Annotated in this window: 6 protein-coding genes; 4 read left to right on the top strand and 2 right to left on the bottom strand. The window is 72.8% G+C overall.

The genetic code is table 11. From position 1 onward, the window contains the following. Nucleotides 1-42: 42 nt before the first annotated feature. Nucleotides 43-846: an MFS transporter gene (locus ACZ4MF_RS34855; protein WP_467496454.1), complete on the bottom strand. Its 804-nt coding sequence runs from the start codon at nt 844-846 to the stop codon at nt 43-45. Between the two features lie 366 nt (nt 847-1,212). Between ACZ4MF_RS34855 and ACZ4MF_RS34850 the strand changes: the two genes are divergently transcribed. The 3 genes from ACZ4MF_RS34850 (at nt 1,213) to ACZ4MF_RS34840 (ending at nt 5,970) form a co-directional block, all read left to right on the top strand. Then, the gene (locus ACZ4MF_RS34850) at nt 1,213-2,151 is read left to right on the top strand and encodes a LysR substrate-binding domain-containing protein (protein WP_467496452.1); all 939 of its coding nucleotides are present in this window, start codon (nt 1,213-1,215) and stop codon (nt 2,149-2,151) included. Nucleotides 2,152-2,952: 801 nt separating this feature from the next. Beyond that, nucleotides 2,953-3,468 (top strand): IS5 family transposase, encoded by a 516-nt coding sequence (locus ACZ4MF_RS34845; protein ID WP_467496468.1) that lies wholly within the window; start codon nt 2,953-2,955, stop codon nt 3,466-3,468. Between the two features lie 513 nt (nt 3,469-3,981). Next, nucleotides 3,982-5,970: a BTAD domain-containing putative transcriptional regulator gene (locus tag ACZ4MF_RS34840; protein ID WP_467496451.1), complete on the top strand. Its 1,989-nt coding sequence runs from the start codon at nt 3,982-3,984 to the stop codon at nt 5,968-5,970. An 83-nt stretch (nt 5,971-6,053) separates the two neighbouring features. Here the strand turns inward: ACZ4MF_RS34840 and ACZ4MF_RS34835 are convergent, their stop codons facing one another. Further along, nucleotides 6,054-7,046 (bottom strand): FkbO/Hyg5 family chorismatase, encoded by a 993-nt coding sequence (locus ACZ4MF_RS34835; RefSeq protein ID WP_467496449.1) that lies wholly within the window; start codon nt 7,044-7,046, stop codon nt 6,054-6,056. Nucleotides 7,047-7,295: 249 nt separating this feature from the next. Here ACZ4MF_RS34835 and ACZ4MF_RS34830 point away from each other — a divergent pair, with 249 nt between their 5' ends. After that, on the top strand, nt 7,296-19,790 hold the full coding sequence (locus ACZ4MF_RS34830) for a type I polyketide synthase (RefSeq protein WP_467496447.1): 12,495 nt from the start codon (nt 7,296-7,298) through the stop codon (nt 19,788-19,790). Nucleotides 19,791-19,805: the final 15 nt, after the last annotated feature.

Genomic DNA, 19,805 nt, shown 5'->3' with positions numbered 1-19,805 from the left:
ACCAATGCGAGAATGGCATTACGTCATACCGGGAAAGGCATATCAGCTTTCGCCAAGGACGTTGTCGCTCGCCCCGCCCGCGGCGCGGGGCGAGCCGTCCGGACCGGCACGTGCAGTGTCGCGGGGCGACTCTTCCGAGGTAGGGATCGGGTCCACTGAGCCTTGGAGGGCCTCGGCTCCAATGCGGCGGGAAAGGAACGCGAACAGGACGGCCGCGGCCAGGACCGGCACGCAAGCGGTCAGCACGACGCCGCGTGCGGATACGCCCAGCGCAAGCAGCACCCCGCCACCGACCGGCCCCAGCACCCAACCGACCCGACCGAACGCCACCGTCCAGCCGACGCCGGACGTCTCCACACCGCGCGGGTAAGACATCATCGCTATCATGGGCGCCCCGTTCAGGGAGGCCAGCGTGGCCAGCCCGACCCCTCCGACGATGACGAGGACTGCGGTGTTGCCGAGTTGCAGCCTGGCCAGCAGTACGATCAAGGCGACGTCGATCGCACAGGTAACGACAACGACTTTCGCGGCGCGAAATCTGGTGCTGAGAGCGGCGAGCAACAACCCGCCGAGGATCCCTCCGAAGCCAAGCGCGGCGGTGCCGAGCGGCGCTTCGGTCGCGGTGAACCCGTAACTGGCCATTGGTCGGGGTGTCCAAGCGGCCATCACAGCCTGGGTCATGAAGCCCAGCAGCGCTGACGCCCAGAGCATGAGCGTGAGCGGGCGGCGACTTTCCGCGAACAACCGGCGCACCGAGGCGGACTCGGCCGGGTCGGTCGGCGGCACCAGTGTCCTGGGCTCATGCATGCCCCACCACAGCAAGGGCAGAACCAGTACAGGAAGCACCGCGCCCACCCGTCGAGCAGGTGAGAGCAGCCCGCATCCCCGGCAGGAGGGTCCGGATGGACGGCAGGCTCGCTCCGACATGTCCTAAGCTTCGCTGGTACCAAAGCACGGCAGGCGAGCGGTCGCGCCTCCCATGACGTCCCTGTCATATCCGCCCTCACGACCGCCCCGGCGCGGCGTCGCCCGGCTGTCGCAGCCGGGTAAGACAACAGTCACGGAGCGACCAGACCGCGGCAGTCGGGAATCTGAGAAGACCTCGACGATTGCGAACGGACGCATGGCACTGCACCCACCGCCCGGCCTCCTGGGACCGACGACGAGCCCACACGCTCACTCCCCCCGGACGCGCGGCGCCGGAGTGTCCCGGTGAGGCCTCCACGTCTTGCGGACGGGCGCCTGAAGATCCGTCATCTCGCCCTGGTCGATGCGCTCGTCCGGCAGGGGAGCGTCGTCGGCGCGGCGGCAGAACTCCACATCACCCAGCCCGCAGCGACCCGCAGCCTGCACGAACTAGAACAAATCCTCGGCGTGCTGTTGTTCGACCGCCATCCGCGTGGCATCACGTCGACGGCCTTCGGCGTGGCGTTCGCGGGACACGCGAGGGCAGTTCTGGCCCAGCTCGAGCAAGCCAGCAGGCATGTCGCGGAACTCGCCGACGCGGAGCGGGGCACGGTCGTCGTCGGCACCCACCTGGCCGGCTCAAATGTCCTCCTGCCCAAGGCCATCGCCGCGATCAAGGCAGAGCGCCCCTATCTGACGATCGTGGTGCGGGAAGGCTCACCCGAAGCACTGCTGGTCGAGCTGGAAGCCGGGCGAGTCGACCTGATCGTCGGCAGGCTCACCGCGCCGTCCGACGAGCGGATCGCGCGGCGCAAACTCTACGACGAATCCATCGACCTCGTCGTACGCTCCTCGCACCCGCTCGCCGGCCTGCCCGCCGTCGAGCTGTCTGACCTGGCCGACTACCCATGGATCCTGCCCGGATCAAACACCACGCTGCGCAGCGAACTTGAGCTTTTCTTCGCCCGGCACGAGATGGCGCTGCCCGCCAATCGAATCGAGGCGACATCGTTCCTCACCGTCCGCCAATTGCTGGTGGACACCGATGTGATCGCGGCGCTACCGAGTCTGATCACCCGCGACGATGCCCGGATCACCCGGCTCGCCATTCCCTTGGAGCTGATCGGGCACAGCGTGGGCGTCACCGTCCGCGCTGCGAGCGCCCTCAGCCCGTCGGCGGACGCTCTGATCCGGCAGCTGGCCGAGGTGGCTGGGCTGATGACCGCGGACGGCGTATCCGGCTGATGGCTTGCACGCCAGGCAGCCAGCGCCAATGAACAAGGACCAAGTTCGAGGGAAAAGGCCCAGGATCATCGAGCTCTACACACGCCCGCCGAAGACGGGACGATCGTCTGCGCCGGCGAGCTCGTACCGGTGATCCCCTGCACCTTCTCGCCGACGCCGGGCTGGTCGCCGGGCGGCCACCGCATCAAATCCGAGGTCAACTACGGTCGCGGGCCGGAGAAGACGTGGATCTACTGCGCGCTGCGAGTGTGGGACGGACATGAGGTCACCCTGACCGCCTCCCCACCGCAACAGCACCTTCTACCAGCAGTTTCTCCAGAAGGTCGAGACAGCCTATTCCACCGAGGGCATCTACGACGTCACCGTCTGTTGCCGCTCTCGTAAGACTGGCTCTGCACCAAAAATCATCCAGAACCTCATCCTGGCCCTGGCAAGATTTCCGTGAAGCCGGTGCGTGCGACCGTGTGCCGGTGACGCTCCGTCACGCCTTCCGGTATTGTTATCGAAGGTGATGGCCTCGTACGTATTGTGTCTCCCCATCTCGACGCGGTGCTGGTGGAGCGGGTGTCGGTGGAGGGCGACGTGGTCCGTATCTCGGCCCGTACCCGCGAGTTGTCGTTGCCTGTCCGGATAGCGGCCGAGGTTCAGTGTGTACGTGTTGACCAGCGGATGCGCGTGGCGGCACCTTCCCGAGGCCTTCGGGGTCTGCGCACCGCCGGTTCTCCGCTTGGACCGAGGCCGGACTCTGGAGAGGGTTACACCGGGCAGTCCTGGACGAGCTCGGTGCGCGCGGTGAAGTGACTGGAACTCAGTGATAGCGGATGCGGCCTCGGTCCGCGCGAAAAGGGGGGATCGCTGACCGGCCGCAATCCGGTCGACCGGGGCAAGAAGGGCAGCAAGCTGCACGTCCTGTCCGACGCTCAGGGCTTACCCCTGGCGCTCGGTGTGTCCGGTGCGAACGTCCATGACAGTCAGGCTCTGCTGCCGCTGGTCCTGGGCATACCCGCAATCCGGTCGCGGCGCGGTCCGCGCCGGCGCCGTCCCCTCAAGCTCCGCGCGGACAGGGCCTACCACTCCGCCGAGCACCTGAGGTGTCTGCGCAGCCGCGGCATCATCCCGCGCATCGCCTGCCCGGGCATCGAATCCAGCGAGCGACTCGGCCGGCACCGCTGGAAGATCGAAGGGTCGATCTCCAGGCTCTTCGGCTACCGCCGCCTCACCGTCCGGTACGAGCGGAAAGGCACACACTTTCTCGGCTTCCTCGGTCTCGCGGCCGCAATGACCTGCTACAAGAAGCTGACCAACCTCACCACGTGAGACAAGCTCATAGTCGCACAGTCGGTGCCCGTCCAAAAAGCCGGGGGGCGATCTCTTGGCCCCCTTTTTCGCTGAGTGGAATAACGGACACCGCTCATCAAGGGGATTTTGTCTGGTCTGTGGCGGTTTGTTGTGACGTACTACTGGTTCCCCTAGTCGACCAGCATTGCTTGAACCTTGTAAGGTCAAATCGCCGGACGAACTCCTCCGCCGGTAAAGAATTTATTTCCCGCATATCATGCGGGAGCAGAAATGGTCCATTGGGGCCGGAGATTCGAAATAAATCTGAACGACGGCAAGCTGATTATTTCAGCGGGAACTCATAGAAAGTACATGAATTTCTTTCTGCTAGGACCTCTCCAGGTCAGGATAGATGGTGTGGATCTTCCCGTTGCCGGAAGCTGCCAACGTGCCGTGCTCAGCTGTCTCCTGTTGCACGACAATGAAGCCGTTGCGATCAGCCGGCTCTTGAAGGCGATATGGGGCGACGACGCTCCGCGCACCGCCCGGAAAATGCTCCAGAACGCGGCCTCGGGCCTGCGGCAGCTCCTCGCCGCCGACACCGGCCCCGACGCCCCCCTGCTGCTCACCCACCCCCCGGGTTACCTCCTGCACACCGACTCCGCCCGGATCGACCGGCGCCGCTTCGAGGAACTCGCCGAGCACGGCCGCGGCCTGCTGCGCTCCGGCCGGCCGCAGGAGGCGTCCGGCGTCCTGCGTGAGGCTCTCGCGCTGTGGCGCGGCGACCCGCTCGCCGACCTCGTCGAACTCGGCTACCGCTGGCCCGAGACCGAACTCCTCGCCGAGAGCCGCAAGGCGGCCGAGGAGGACCGCTTCGAGGCCGACCTCGCCTGTGGCCGCCACCACGAGGTCATGGGCGAACTCACCCTCGCCGTGGCAGCCGAACCCCTGCGGGAACGGCTCTGTGGCCTCCTCATGCTCGCCGCCTACCGCTCCGGACGGCAGGGCGACGCCCTCGCCGCCTATCGCCGGCTCCGCGCCCGCCTCGTCACCGAGCTCGGCGTCGAACCCGCCGAGACGGTGCGGGCGCTGGAGTACGCGATCCTCAACCAGGACCCCTCCCTCCAGGTCGGGCCCCCCGCCCAGGTCCGCCTGAGCCCCCCGGCGCCCCAACTCCGCACACCCTTGGACCTCGTCCGCACCCCCACCCCCGAACCCGCCGCACGGCCCGTCCCCGCCCGGCCGCAGCCCGCCGCCGAGCACACCCCCGGACGCGCCGAACGCCGTGACATCACCGTCGTCATGATCACCGCCGACGCCGCCACCGACGCCGTCCGCACCTTCGTCCACGACGAGATCCGGCGCTGCGGCGGAGTCCCCGCCCCCGGCCCCGGCTCCACCTGGTGCGGCTACTTCGGGGCCACCCGGCGCCTGCCCGACCACGCCGAACGGGCCCTCACCGCCGTCGGCGCCATCACCCGCTGGGCCGCCGACACCTGCCCCGAGGCCGCGATCCGGGTCGCCATGCACTCCGGGGAAGCCGTCGTCTCGCACGGCGCCGACGGCCGCAGCATCCCCTTCATCGAGGCCGGCGTCCTGGACGACTGCCGGCGCCTCGCCGCCGCCACCGTCCCCGGCGCCGTCGTCGTCAACGACACCGTCCCCGACCTGAACCCGCCGCGCCTCACCCTCGCGCCCTCCACGCCCCCCGCACCCCCGACCCCCACCCCCCTCGTCGGCCGCACCGCCGAACTCGACGTCCTCCAGGGCCTGATGGTCTGGGTCGCCCACAGCAAGCGCCCCGCGCTCGCCACCCTCCTCGGCGCCCCCGGCATCGGCAAGACCCGGCTGCTCGCCGAACTCGCCCACCGCGTCGCCGACGAACCCACCCACGCCCCGACCGTCCTCACCGCCGCCCCACCCCCGGGCGGACACACCGACGCGACCGCCTTATTCGCCGAACTCCTCCGCTCCCGGACCGGCATCACCGCCCCGGCCGATGCCGACAGCCGGCTCACCGGCCACCTCACCCGCCACCACCCCGCCCACCTCGACCTCCTGCCCCGCCTGCGCCAGGCACTCGGCATCACCCCGGCCACCACCGGCCGCGGCGAACTCGCCGACGCCTGCCTCACCCTGCTCCGCGAGCTCACCGCGGACACCCCCGCCCTGATCCTCCTCGACGACGTCCACCACGCCACCGACGACCTCGCGGACCTCCTCGCCGGCCTCACCGGACCCGTCCTCGTCGTCGCCGCCGCCGAGAGCGACTTCGCCCGCCGCCTCCCGCGCTGGGAAGCCGTCCACACCAACGCGATGCGCCTCGAACTCCCCCCGCTCGGCGACCAGGCACTCACCCGCCTGCTCACCGGACTCCTCCACACCGGCCGACGCGCCGAGCAGTACCCCGGCGACGAGGACTGGCACCCCCTCCTCGCCGAACTCCAGGGCAACCCCCGCCACGCCGAGGAGTTCGCCGCCCGCTTCAACGCCGCACCGCAGACCGCCCCCGGCCGCTGGCCCCAGGCCACCTCCGCCTGACCCGTCCCCCCACCCGCATCAAGAGCCCCGCCCCGGTCACCACTACCAGAGCGGGGCTTCGACGCGTGCGGGGCCGCCCGGCCTCAGTCCGCGACGCCCTCGATCTCCATCAGCAGATCCTCCCGGCACACGTCGGCCTGCAGATACACCACGCGGCCGTCCTCGGGCAGCAGCTTCGAGCAGATCTCCCGCACCGCCGGGATGTCCTCGGCGTGCCGCACGTACACCTTCGCGCGCCGCAGGTCCGACAGACCGTACGTGTGGGACACCCCGTATTCGGACAGGTTCTCCGGGCCGATCAGCAGCGACACGTTCTCCAGCGCCGTGTGCGTCTGCGCGCGCACGTCACCCACGTGGACCGTCTCGTGCCCGATGATGCTCGCCGTGCCCGACACGAACACCGTGCCACGGCCCAGCGGATCGTCCGCCGACGGCACATAGGTGGCCCGCGCGAAGTTCGGGGAACGCGGACCGTACCGGGGCGGGTAGTGGTAGGCGGGCGTCTGGCGCGGGTTCTCGACGTTCACCGGCTCCGCCTCCCGCGCCGCGAGCAGCGCGATCCCGATACCGTCGCCCTCCGCGCCGATCACCGTCGTCGCCGGCATCCCGTACAGCATGCCGAGCTGCTCCAGCGCGTGGGAGCGGCCCACGCAGAAGTCCCGGTACACCTCCTGGCCACGCGCGTTGCGGCCGTTGATGTCACCGATGTAGTTCCACACCCGCACCAGCCGCTTGTACCCCAGCCGGGCCAGCAGCGTGAACAGGTCCTCGTACGTACGGCGGGTGGCGTCGGCGTACTCGCCCGCCTCCTCGATCCGGCCGACACAGAACACGAAGTCCCGGCAGCCCGTGTACGTGAGGCCCGCGTACGCGCCCCCGTACACCGGCTCCCCGGCCACCCACGTCTCCGTGAGGGCCTCCCCGGCCGCCCCCATGCGCACCGTCAGCTCGGTGCCCTCCGGGGCCTCGGACAGCGGGCCGTTCAGGTAGGTGAGCGCGCCGAGGCGTGGACCGCCGTCGCCTGGGGCGAGGAAACGCGAGATCAGCGTGGGTGACGGCTGTACCGACGAGGTCATGGGGAGCCCCCAGGGCAGAGTGGACGATGCCGCTACCCGAGGCTAGGAACCCGGCCCCCGCCGCGCAGTGCGCCCGTTCCAGCGCCGGCCCATCTGCCGGTAACCCCCGCCCCGGATTCCCGGGCGATGGCCGGTCAGTGGCCCTCTTCCCCTGCATCCCCGCACGGCCCCTTCGTACGGTGGGCGACGGCCCGCCGCACCCGCGCGGGCCGCCTCGGATGACCGGCCCGAGCGAACGAGGTGTGGCCCGTGCCCCAGTCAGAGCTGATCCGCCCCGTCCACGCGCTCCTGCGCGAGCACGCCGAACACGCCCCCGGGCGCACGGCGTTCCGGGACGCGCACCGGTCCGTCGACTACCGGCGGCTCGACGAGCGGACCGCGCGGATCGCCACCGGACTCGCCGAGACCGTCGGCGTCGACCCCGGCGACCGGGTACTGATCTGCCTCGGCAACGGCGTCACCATGGTCGAGGCGTACCTCGCCGTCGCCCGCGCCTCAGCCGTCGGCGTCCCCGTCAACCCGCTGTCCGTGGACCCCGAACTGGCCCACTTCCTCACCGACAGCGGCGCCCGCGCCGTCATCACCGACCCCTCCCACCTCGACCAGATCCGCCGCGTCGCGGACCCGTCGGTACAGCTCGTCGTCACCGAAGAAGGGGCCGAAGAAGGGGCCGAAGAGGGCGCCGACGCCTGGCCGTCCGCCTGGTCCTTCGAGGAACTCGCCGCCGGAGCGAACGCCCCCCGCGACGAACTCGGCCTCGACGAACCCGCGTTCATGCTCTACACCTCCGGCACCACCGGCCGCCCCAAGGGCGTCGTCTCCTCCGTCCGCAACTCCCTGTGGACCATCGCCGCCTGCTACGCCCCCCTCCTCGGCCTCAGCGGCGAGGACCGCGTCCTGTGGCCGCTGCCCCTGCACCACTGCCTCGGCCACCACCTCGGCACGCTCGGCACCCTCGCCGTCGGCGCGAGCACCTACGTCACGAGCGGATTCGCCCCCGAGGAGACCCTCGGCGAACTGCGGGGCGGCGACTACACGTTCCTCGCCGGAGTCCCCGCCATGTACCAGCAACTGCTCACCGCCGCCCGCGACGCACCCGGCCTCGGCGGCGGACTGCGCATGTGCCTGACGGCCGGCGCGGTCGGCAGCGCCGCCCTGCGCACCGAGTTCGAGGACCACTTCGGCGTCCCCCTCCTCGACAGCTACGGCACCACCGAGACCTGCGGCCCCATCACCTCCAACACCCCGGACGGCAAGCGCGTCCCCGGCTCCTGCGGACGACCCGTTCCCGGCCTCGACGTCCGCCTCGTCGACCCCCGCAGCGGCGAGGAGGGCGACGCGGGCGAGGTGTGGGTACGCGGCCCCAACGTCATGGCCGGCTACCACGGACGGCCCGACGCGACCGCCGAGGTCCTCGTCGACGGCTGGTACCGCACCGGCGACCTCGCGACCCGCGCCGCCACCGGACACCTGACCATCTCCGGGCGGCTCTCCGAACTCATCGTGCGCGGCGGTCAGAACGTCTACCCCGCCGAACTCGACGAAGTCCTGCGGGGCATACCCGAGTTGGCCGACGCGGCGGTTGCCGGCCGGGCCGACGACGTCCTCGGCGAGGTGCCGGTCGCCTACGTCGTCCCGCGCGAGGAGGGGCTCGACGCGGACGCCGTGTTGCGGTACTGCCGGGGGCAGCTCGCGGCGTACAAGGTGCCGGTGGAGATCAGGGCCGTGGAGGCGATTCCGCGCACGGCGTCGGGGAAGGCGGCGCGGCATCTGCTGGCGGGGGTGGCGTCGCGGTTGCTGGGCGGGGGCGCGGGGGCGGGGATAGAGGCCGGGGGCAGAGGAGGGGCTGAGAGCGAGGGGGAGGCCGAGGGAGGGGCTGAGGCAGGGCGGTATGACAATACGCCTGGCCGGGCGTCAGGTCCTGCCCAGGCATCCAGCCCCGACCGGGCTTCCGGACCCGACCCCGCCCGCGCCGCCGTCCTGCGCGAACGCCTCCACCCCCTCTCCGCCGACGACCGCCACACCACCCTCCTCGACCTCGTCCGCGAGGAGACCGCCCGCGTCCTCGACGCCCCCTTCGCGGAGGTCGGCTCCCGGCGGCCGTTCCGCGAGATGGGGCTGACCTCGGTCAACGCGGTCGCGCTGCGGGACGCGCTGGTCGGGCGCACCGGATGCGCGCTGCGGGCGACGGTCGTCTTCGACCACCCGACGCCCGGGGCGCTCGCGCGCCTGCTGGGGGAGACGCTCATGGGGGAGGAACGGGCGCGCCACGACGGCACGCCCGAGGCCGTCGACCCTGCTGACGACGACCCCGTCGTCATCGTCTCCATGAGCTGCCGCTACCCCGGCGACGTCACCACCCCCGAAGCCCTCTGGCGCCTCGTCCGTGACGGCGTCGACGCCAGCGGTGACTTCCCGGCCGACCGGGGCTGGGACACCGATGCCCTCTACGACCCCGACCCGGAACGCGCCGGTCACACCACCACCCGGCGCGGCGGATTCCTGCGCGGAGCGGGGGAGTTCGACAACGAGCTCTTCGGGATCTCCCCGCGCGAGGCCCTCGCGATGGACCCCCAGCAGCGTCTCCTCCTCGAACTCGCCTGGGAGACCCTGGAGCGCGCAGGCATCGCCCCCGACGCCCTGCACGGCGAGAGCGTCGGCGTGTTCACCGGCGTCATGCGCCACGAGTACGGCGCGGCCCTCGACCCGCTCCCGCCGGAGCTGGAGGGCTACCTCGACCTCGGGAAACTCGGCAGCGTCGCCTCAGGCCGGATCGCCTACGCCCTCGGTCTGCACGGACCCGCGCTCACCGTCGACACCGCCTGCTCCTCCTCCCTGGTCGCCCTGCACCTCGCCGTGCGGGCGCTGCGCGCGGGGGAGTGCCGGATGGCCCTGGCCGGGGCCGCGACCGTGATGGCGACACCGCAGCTCTTCGTCGAGTTCTCCCGCCAGCGCGCCCTGTCGCCGGACGGCCGCTGCCGCGCCTTCTCGGCGGACGCCGACGGCACCGGCTGGGCCGAGGGCGCGGGCCTGCTGCTCCTGGAGCGGCTGAGCGACGCCCGTCGCAACGGCCACCCCGTCCTCGCCGTCGTCCGGGGCAGCGCCCTCAACTCCGACGGTGCCTCCAACGGCCTCACCGCGCCCAACGGCCAGGCCCAGCAGGCGGTGATCCGTCTGGCCCTCGCCGACGCGGGTCTCACCCCCGACGGGGTGGACGCCGTCGAGGCGCACGGCACCGCGACCCGGCTCGGCGACCCCATCGAGGCGCACGCGCTCGCCGCGACCTACGGGGTGGGCCGTGAACACCCGCTGTGGCTGGGCTCGTTGAAGTCCAACATCGGCCACACGCAGGCCGCCGCCGGGGTCGGCGGTGTCATCAAGACGGTGATGGCGCTCGCCGCCGGGGAACTCCCGCCCACCCTGCACGCCGAGCACCCCTCCACCCACGTCGGCTGGGACACCTCCGGCCTCGCCCTCCTCACCGAGGCCCGCCCCTGGCCGGAGACCGGCGACCGCCCCCGCCGCGCGGCCGTCTCCGCGTTCGGCATCAGCGGCACCAACGCGCACGTGATCCTGGAACAGGCCCCCGCGTACGAGGCCGTCGAGGGCGGACACCGGCCGCTGGACGTCGTCCCGCTCCCGCTCTCCGCGCGGACCGAGCACGCGCTGCGGGCGCAGGCCCGGCAGATCGCCGGACTCGGCCTGGACAGCGCGGACCTGGGGCTGTCGCTGGCGACCACGCGAGCCGCGCTGGATCAGCGGGCCGTCGTCATCGGCGACCAGGCCGACGCCCTCGCGGCCCTCGCCGAGGGGGCGACCCACCCCGCTCTCGTCACCGGCGTCGCGGGCGAACCCGGTGCCGTGGCCTTCGTGTTCCCCGGTCAGGGTTCCCAGTGGCCCGGCATGGCGGCCCGCCTCCTGGAGACCTCGCCGGTGTTCCGCGAGGCGGTCACCGCCTGCGCCCAAGTCCTCGACGAGCACCTCGACTTCGCCGTCCTCGACGTCCTCACCGGGGCCGAGGGAGCGCCGCCGCTGGAGCGGGCCGAGGTCGTGCAGCCCGTGCTGTTCGCGGTGATGGTCGCGCTCGCACGGACCTGGGAGTCCCTCGGGGTGCGGCCCAGCGCCGTGATCGGACACTCCCAGGGCGAGTTGGCCGCCGTGCACGTCGCGGGCGGCCTCGACCTCGCCGACGCCGCCCGGATAGTCGCCCTGCGCAGCAAGGCCCTCAGGGCAGCGGCCGGGCTCGGCGGGATGGCGTCGGTTCCGCTGTCCGCCGCCGAGGTGGAGGCCCGGCTCGGCGCCGGACTCACCGTCGCCGCCGTCAACGGGCCCCGCAGCACGGTAATTTCGGGTGACGTGGACGCCCTGGAGGCCCTGGTCGACGCCTATCGGGGCGAGGGCGTTCGGGCCCGGCGCATCCCCGTCGACTACGCCTCCCACTGCGCCCACATGGACCAACTCCGGGACGCCGTCCTGGAGATCGCCGCGCGGACCACCCCGCTCCCCTCCGGAAACGTCCGCTTCTACTCCACGGTCACCGGAACCCTCACCGACACGGCGACCCTCACCCCCGCCTACTGGTTCGACAACCTCCGGCAACCCGTCCGGTTCCAGGACGCGTTGGAGGCAATGCTCGCCGACGGCCATCGCGTGTTCGTCGAGTCCAGCCCGCACCCCGTCCTCGCCGTCGGCCTCGCCGAGATCCTCGAACAGGTCGACACCGACGGCCTGGTGACCGGATCGCTGCGACGCGGCGAGGACAGCGCGGCCGAACTCCTCACGGCGGCGGCCCGGTTGTGGGTGCGGGGCGTACCCGTCGACTGGAGCGCCCACTTCACGGGCAGCACGGCCCGCACGGTCCCGCTGCCCACCTACCCGTTCCAGCGCCGCCCCTACTGGCTCGCCCAGCGCGGCGGCTCCGGTGACCTCGCCGCCGTCGGCCTGCGCGCCGCCGCCCACCCGCTGCTCGGCGCGGTGGCCGAACTCCCCGACGGCGGCGCGGTGTTCACCGCCTGCCTTGACGCCGTCGCCCACGCCTGGCTCGCCGACCACGCCGTCTCCGGCACCGTCCTCCTCCCCGGCGCCGCCCTCCTCGAACTCGGCGCGCACCAGGGCCGGATCACCGACCTCACCCTCACCGCCCCCGCCGCCCTCGGCGACCACCCCCTGACCCTCCGCGCCGTCACCGGCCCCGCCGACGACACCGGCGCCCGCCCCTTCACCGTCCACACCCGCCCCGACGCGGACACGGACTGGACCACCCACGCCACCGGCACCCTCGCCGCCCCCACCGCCGCCCCCGCCACGGCACCCCCCGCCTGGCCGCCGACCGGCGAGGAAGTCCCACTCGACGGCGTCTACGACCGCCTCGCCGACCAGGGCTACGAATACGGCCCCGCCTTCCAGGGCCTGCGCCGCCTGTGGAATGGCACCGGCGTGGTGTACGCGGAGGCCCACCTCCCCGACGACACCACCCCCGGCGGCTTCCTCTGCCACCCCGCCCTCCTCGACGCCGCGTTCCAGGCCATCGCCGCCGGCGGCCTGGTCACCGGCGCCCCGGGCGCCACCCCGCTGCCGTTCTCCTTCGAGGGCGTCCACCTGCACGCCACCACCTCCCGCGAACTGAGGGTTCGTGTCCGCGCCCGCTCCAAGGACACCGTCGAACTGACCGCCTGGAACCCGGACGGCCACCTCGTCGCCCACGTCGACACCCTCACCCTCCGCGCCCAGGCGGCGAGTTCGGGCAACAGGCCGCCGTACCGGATCGACTGGCTGCCCGTCGAACGCGTCGAACCCGGCGAGCCGGCCGACGTCCGCACCGCCACCGTCGGCACCCTCGACGTTCCCGGCGCCCAGACGTTCACCACCCTCGCGGACGCCACCGGCCACGACCTCGTCCTCACGACACTCCCGCCGACGCAGGACCCGGAGGCCACCGCCCGCCAAGCCCTCCTGCTCGCCCAGGAATGGCTCACCCACGACGACGGCACCCTCGTCCTCGTCACCCGGCACGCCCTCGACGACCCCATCGCCGCACCCGCCTGGGGCATCCTGCGCACCGCGACGACCGAACACCCCGGCCGATTCGCCCTGCTGGACCTCGACGGCACCGACACCCCCTGGGACCACGTCACTTCGGCCCTGTACGCGGGCGAGTCCCAACTCGCGGTCCGAGACGGCGCCTTGCTCGTGGCCCGCCTCAAGGCCGCCCCCACCCTCCCCTTCGACCACGAGCCCTGGCTCCTCGAAGTCACCGGCTCCGGCTTCCTCGGCGACCTCGCCCCCCGCCCCGCCCCGCACGCCCTGCGCGACCTCGCCCCCGGCGCGGTACGCATCGCCGTCCGCGCGGCCGGCGTCAACTTCCGTGACGTGCTGCTCGCGCTCGGCATGGTCGAGGTCGCCGACGACGTCCTCGGCGGCGAAGGCGCGGGCGTGGTCCTGGAGACGGGGCCCGGCGTCACGGAACTCGCCGTCGGGCAGCGGGTGTTCGGCGTGATCCACGGCGCCTTCGGGCCGGTCGCAGTCGCGGACGCGCGGATGCTCGCGCCGGTCCCGGACGGCTGGACGTTCGCGGAGGCGGCCGGGGTGCCGATCGCCTGGCTGACCGCCTGGCACGGCCTGTTCGACATCGCCGGTCTGAAGGCGGGCGACAAGGTCCTGATCCACTCGGCGGCCGGCGGTGTCGGCTCGGCGGCCGTCGCGCTCGCCCGGCACGTCGGCGCCGAGGTCTTCGCGACCGCCGCCCCCGGCAAGCACGGCCAGCTGAGGGCCCTCGGTATCCCCGACGACCACCTCGCCAGCAGCCGGGACCTTGAGTTCGAGGGCAAGTTCGGGCGCGTGGACGTCGTCCTCAACTCCCTGGCCGGGGAGTTCACCGACGCGTCGCTGCGACTCCTCGGGCCCGGCGGACGGTTCGTGGAGCTGGGGAAGACCGACATCCGCGACGCGGAGACGGTCGTCGCGCGTCAACCGGGCGTGCGCTACCAGGCGTTCGACCTGCTCGACGCCGGGCCCGAGCGGATCGGGGCGATGCTCGCCGAAGTGCTCGCCACCGACGTGCCGAAGACTCCGCACCGCGCCTGGGACATCCGGCACGCGCACGACGCCTTCCGGCACATGGCCGCCGCCCGGCACACCGGCAAGGTTGTCCTCACCCTGCCCCGACGGCTCGACCCGGACGGCACGGTCCTGGTCACCGGCGGCACCGGCACCCTCGGACGCCTCGTCGCCCGGCACCTCGTGACCGAGCACGGCGTCCGCAACCTCCTCCTCGTCAGCCGCAGCGGCGGCGACCCCGAACTCGGGGACCTGGATGCCGAGATCACCGTCACCGCCTGCGACACCGCCGACCGCGCCGCGCTCGCCGCGCTCCTCGACACGATCCCCGCCGACCGGCCGCTCACCGCCGTCGTCCACGCCGCGGGCGTCCTCGACGACGCGACCGTGCAGGCCGCCGACCCCGACCGGCTGCCGCTCGTGTTCGCGCCGAAGACACGGGCCGCGTGGAACCTTCACGAACTGACCCTCTGTCACGATTTGGCCACGTTCGTTCTGTTCTCCTCGATCGCCGGGGTCCTCGGCGGCGCCGGACAGGCCGGGTACGCCGCCGCGAACGTCTCCCTCGACGCGCTCGCCGTGCACCGCCGGGCCCTCGGACTGCCCGCCGTGTCCGTCGCGTGGGGCATGTGGGCGCCGGACAGCGGCATGACCGGCCACCTCACGCAGGCCGACCGGGAACGCCTCGCCCGCAGCGGAGTCCTCCCCATGGACCCGGAGTTCGCCCTCGGGCTCCTCGACGAGGCGATGACGGGAGCCGAACCGGCCTTCACCGGCGCCCTGCTGGACGTCCGCGCCATGGAACCGGTGCCCCCGCTGCTGCGCGCACTGGCCACCATGAAACCCCGCACCCGGCGCGCCAACACGCCCACGGGACAGGCCCCGGCCTCCCTCGACGAGGCGATCCACCTCGTCCGCACGGCCGCCGCCGCAGTCCTCGGACACAGCTCCGTGAACGCCGTCCCCGCCGAACGCGCCTTCTCCGACCAGGGGTTCGACTCGCTGACCGCCGTCGAACTCCGCAACCGGCTGCGCGCCGCGACCGGACTCAGGCTGCCCACCACCGTCGTCTTCGAACACCCCACCCCGGCCGCCCTTGCCGCCCACCTGATCGGCTCCGCCGAACGCCCCGCCACCCCGACTCCCGTGATCGGCAAGGCTGTCGACGACGATCCGATCGCCATCGTCGGCATGGCCTGCCGCTTCCCCGGTGGCGCCGACACCCCCGAGGAGCTGTGGCGCCTCGTCGACCAGGAACGGGACGTCGTCGGGCCGTTCCCGACCGACCGGGGCTGGGACCCCGAGCGGCTCTTCGACCCCGACCCGGACCGCACCGGCACGAGCTACGTCCGCGAGGGCGCCTTCCTGCACGGAGCGGGCGACTTCGACGCCGCCTTCTTCGGGATCTCCCCGCGCGAGGCCCTCGCGATGGACCCCCAGCAACGGCTCCTCCTGGAGACCGCGTGGGAGACCTTCGAGGACGCCGGCATCGACCCGGCCGCTCTCAAGGGCACCCCCGTCGCCGTCTACGCCGGACAGATCCACCACGACTACATCGGCCGGCTCTCCGACGTGCCGGGCGAGTTGGAGGGCTACCTCGGCCACGGCACGGCGGGCAGCGTCGCCTCCGGACGCATCGCCTACACCTTCGGCCTCGAAGGCCCGGCCGTCACCGTCGACACCGCCTGCTCCTCCTCCCTCGTCGCCCTGCACCTCGCCGTGCGGGCGCTGCGCGCCGGGGAGTGCACGATGGCCCTCGCGGGCGGCGTCAGCGTGATGGCCGCGCCCACGCCGTTCGTGGAGTTCTCCCGCCAGCGCGGGCTGGCTCCGGACGGGCGGTGCAAGCCGTTCGCGGACGCCGCCGACGGCACCGGCTGGTCCGAGGGCGTCGGCCTGCTCCTCGTCGAACGGCTCTCCGACGCGCGCAGGCTCGGCCATCGGGTGCTCGCGCTGGTGCGGGGCACGGCCGTCAACCAGGACGGCGCCTCCAACGGCCTCACCGCGCCCAGCGGCCCGGCCCAGCAGCGCGTCATCCGGGCCGCCCTCGCCGACGCCGGACTCTCCGGCTCCGACGTCCAGCTCGTGGAGGCCCACGGCACCGGCACCCGGCTCGGCGACCCCATCGAGGCGCAGGCCCTCCTCGCGACGTACGGCGCGCAGCACCCGGCCGACGACCCGCTGTGGCTCGGCTCCGTCAAGTCCAACCTGGGGCACGCGCAGGCCGCCGCAGGGGTCGCCGGACTCGTCAAGCTCGTCATGGCGATGCGCAACGGCCGCATGCCCCGAACTCTCCACGTGGACAAGCCCAGTCGGCACGTCGACTGGTCCTCGGGCGGGGTCCGCCTCCTCACCGAAGCCCGGGAATGGGACGCGGAAACCCGGCGGTGCGCCATCTCCTCCTTCGGCGTGAGCGGCACCAACGCGCACGTCGTCCTGGAAGAAGCGCCCGCCACCGACACTCCCGAACCCGCCGAAACCGACGGCACGATCCCGCTGCTGCTGTCCGCCCGGGACGCGAACGCCCTGCGCACGGCAGCCGGACGCCTCGCCGCACTCCTCGACTCCGAAGAGGCGCCCTCGCTCACCGACACGGCCTGCGAACTCCTGCACCACCGGGCCAGGTTGAACCACCGAGCGGTGGTACTCCGCGACCACATCCCGGCGTTGGCGACGCACGCGGACGGCCGCTCGACCCCCTCGGTCGTCACCGGCACCGCCCTCCCGGACGTCAAGACCGTGTTCGTCTTCCCCGGGCAGGGCGCCCAATGGACCGGCATGGCACGCGAACTCCTCGTCCACAGCCCGGTGTTCGCCCGCCGCATGGCCGAGTGCGGACAGGCACTCGCCCCGCACACCGACTGGGATCTGCACGACGTCGTCCGCGACGGGACCGGCCTTGAGCGCGTCGACGTCGTGCAGCCGGTGCTGTTCGCCGTCATGGTGTCGCTGGCCGCCCTCTGGGAGGAGTACGGGGTCCGCCCCGACGCGGTCCTCGGACACTCCCAGGGCGAGATCGCCGCCGCCTGCGTGAGCGGCGCCCTCACCCTGGAGGACGCCGCCCGCGTCGTCGCCCTGCGCAGCCGCGCCATCACCGCCCTCGCCGGAACCGGCGGCATGCTCTCCGTCGGCCTGCCCGCCGAAGCCGTCACCGGACGGCTGGACGCGTACGGGCAGCGGGTCGCCGTCGCCGCCGTCAACGGGCCGCACTCCGTGGTCCTCGCCGGCGAGGGACCCGCCCTCGACGAACTCGCCGCCGATTTCACCGCCGACGGCGCACGCGTCAAGCGCATCCCCGTCGACTACGCCTCGCACACCCGGGCCGTCGAGAGCCTGCGGGACGTCCTGGACCGGGACCTGGCGCCGGTCCGCGCGGGCGCACCCGCCGTGCCGATGCTCTCCGCGTTCACCGGGGAATGGGTCGCCGACGGCGAACTGGACGGCGGGTACTGGTACGCCAACCTCCGGGGCACCGTCGCCTTCCAGCGGGCCACCGAGGCACTCCTCGCCGCCGGGTACACCGCGTTCGTCGAGGTGAGCCCGCACCCCGTACTGCTCCCCGCGATCGGAGAGACCGCCGAACTCATCGACGCCGACACCGCGTTGGTCGCGACACTGCGCCGCGAGGACGGCGGCACGGACCGGTTCCTGACGGCCGCCGCCGAAGCGTACGTGCGGGGGATCGGCGTCAACTGGGGCGCCCTGCTGGGACCTTCCGGAAACCGGGTCGACCTGCCCTCCTACCCCTTCCAGCGGCAGCGGTACTGGGCCGAACAGCCCGCCGCGCCGGCCGGGGACGACCGGCAGCGGGAGTTCTGGGACCGGGTGCAGGCCGGGGACACCGACGCCCTCGCCGCCCAACTCGGCCTTGACAGCACCACCTTGGACGCGCTGCGTGCGGTGCTGCCCGCCCTGGCGTCGTGGCATCAGGGCGACACGGGGGACGCGCTGCGGTACCGGGTCACCTGGCAGCCGGTCACCGGGCTCGACCAGGGGGCACGGCTGAACGGGCGATGGCTGGCGGTCGTCCCACAGGGCCTCGGCCTCGGCGGTCTCATCGACGGCGCCGAGGTGCTGGAGGTGCCCGAGGCGACGACCCGGCGGGAACTCGCGGCCCGGCTCGGCCCGGCCGACGGAGTGGTGTCGCTGCTCGCACTCGCCGAGGGCGAGAGCGGCGACGGGGGCCTCGGGGCCACCCTCCGGCTCCTCCAGGCCCTCAGCGACGCCGAAGTGCACGCGCCGGTGTGGCTCGTGACGCGCGGCGCGGTCGCCGTGCGGGCCGGGGAGGCGGTGCCGTCGCCCACGCAGGCCGCCGTGTGGGGGCTCGGACGGGTCGTCGCGGCCGAACGACCGGAATCGTGGGGTGGGTTGATCGATCTGCCCGCCAGTGGCATGCCCGCGAACGCCCCGCTCGTCAACGGCCTGCCCACCGACGGCCTCCCCGCTGACGGCGTCCAACTCCCCCTGACCCTCGACGACACCACGACCCGCCGCCTCCTGGCCACCCTCGCCGGCGCCACCGACGAGGACGAGATCGCCCTGCGCGCCGACCACGCCTGGACCCGCCGCCTCCGCCCCGCCCCGCCCACCCCGGCCCGCCGGGAGTGGAAGCCGACAGGCACAGCCCTGGTCACCGGTGGCGAGACACCGGTCGGACGGCTGGTCGCCGAGTGGCTGGCCGAGAACGGGGCCGAGAACGTCGTCCTCCTGACAACCGATCAGGGCCCCCCGGGGATCCTCTGCGACACCGCCGACGACACCGCCCTGCGCGCTGTCCTCGCCGGGCTGCCCCCGGAACTGCCGCTCCGCACAGTCGTCCACACCTCAGGCATCCTCGACGACGCGACGATCGACACCGCCGACGAGGACCGTGCGCGCCGGGTGCTGCGCTCCCGGGCCGGTGCCGCGCTCGCCCTCGACCGGGTGACGCGGGAACTCGCCCCGGAACTGGACGCGTTCGTGCTGTTCTCGTCCCTCGGGGGCACCCTGGGCGCCGCAGGGCACGCCACCTACGCGCCCGGCCACGCCGTCCTGGACGCCCTCGCCGCCGCCCGGCGTGCGCAGGGGCTCCCGGCGACGGCCGTGGCGTGGGGGCACTGGGCCGTCGCTGGAGAGGCGGCCGGAGCGACACGGCCCGGTGTGCGGGACCTGGACCCGAAGACCGGCCTCGCCGCGCTGCGCACGGCGTTGGAGCGGTACGACGCGACGGTCGCCGTGTGCGACGTGGACTGGGCGGTGCTCGCCGGGCCCGTACCGCCGCCTCTGCTCTCGGAGTTGGTGGAGACGAAGGAGGTCGAGGGGGAAGGCGCCGAGGGGCTGATGGCGCGGCTCGGCGAGGCCGACAAGCCGGGGCGGCGCAGGCTGCTCACCCAACTCGTCCTGGACCTCACGGCCGAGGTCCTGCGGCACGGCGACAGCACGGCCGTCGACCCCCGGCGCGGCTTCCGCGAACAGGGCTTCGATTCCCTGGCGGCCGTCCAGTTCCGCAACCGCCTGTGCGCCGTCACCGGACTGACCCTGCCCGTGACGACGGCCTTCGACCACCCCTCGCCCCGCGCCCTCGCCGACCTCCTCCTGGCCGAACTCGCCCCGGAGGAAACAGAGTCGGCACGGGACCACGTGAACGACGTGGAGACCGCGACCGACGACGAACTGCTCGAACTCCTGGCCACCGAGTTCGGCATCTCCTGAGCCCGAGCCCGAGCC

Source organism: Streptomyces sp. NPDC025793, assembly GCF_055558375.1.
Note: the sequence above shows the minus strand (reverse complement) of the source record. Positions and strands in the feature narration are given on the sequence as shown.

Bases quoted from the DNA above. Each gene is read 5' to 3' on its own strand.
- ACZ4MF_RS34840 (WP_467496451.1), top strand. From the start codon at position 3,982: ATGCTCCAGAACGCGGCCTCGGGCCTGCGGCAGCTCCTCGCCGCCGAC.
- ACZ4MF_RS34835 (WP_467496449.1), bottom strand. From the start codon at position 7,046: ATGACCTCGTCGGTACAGCCGTCACCCACGCTGATCTCGCGTTTCCTC.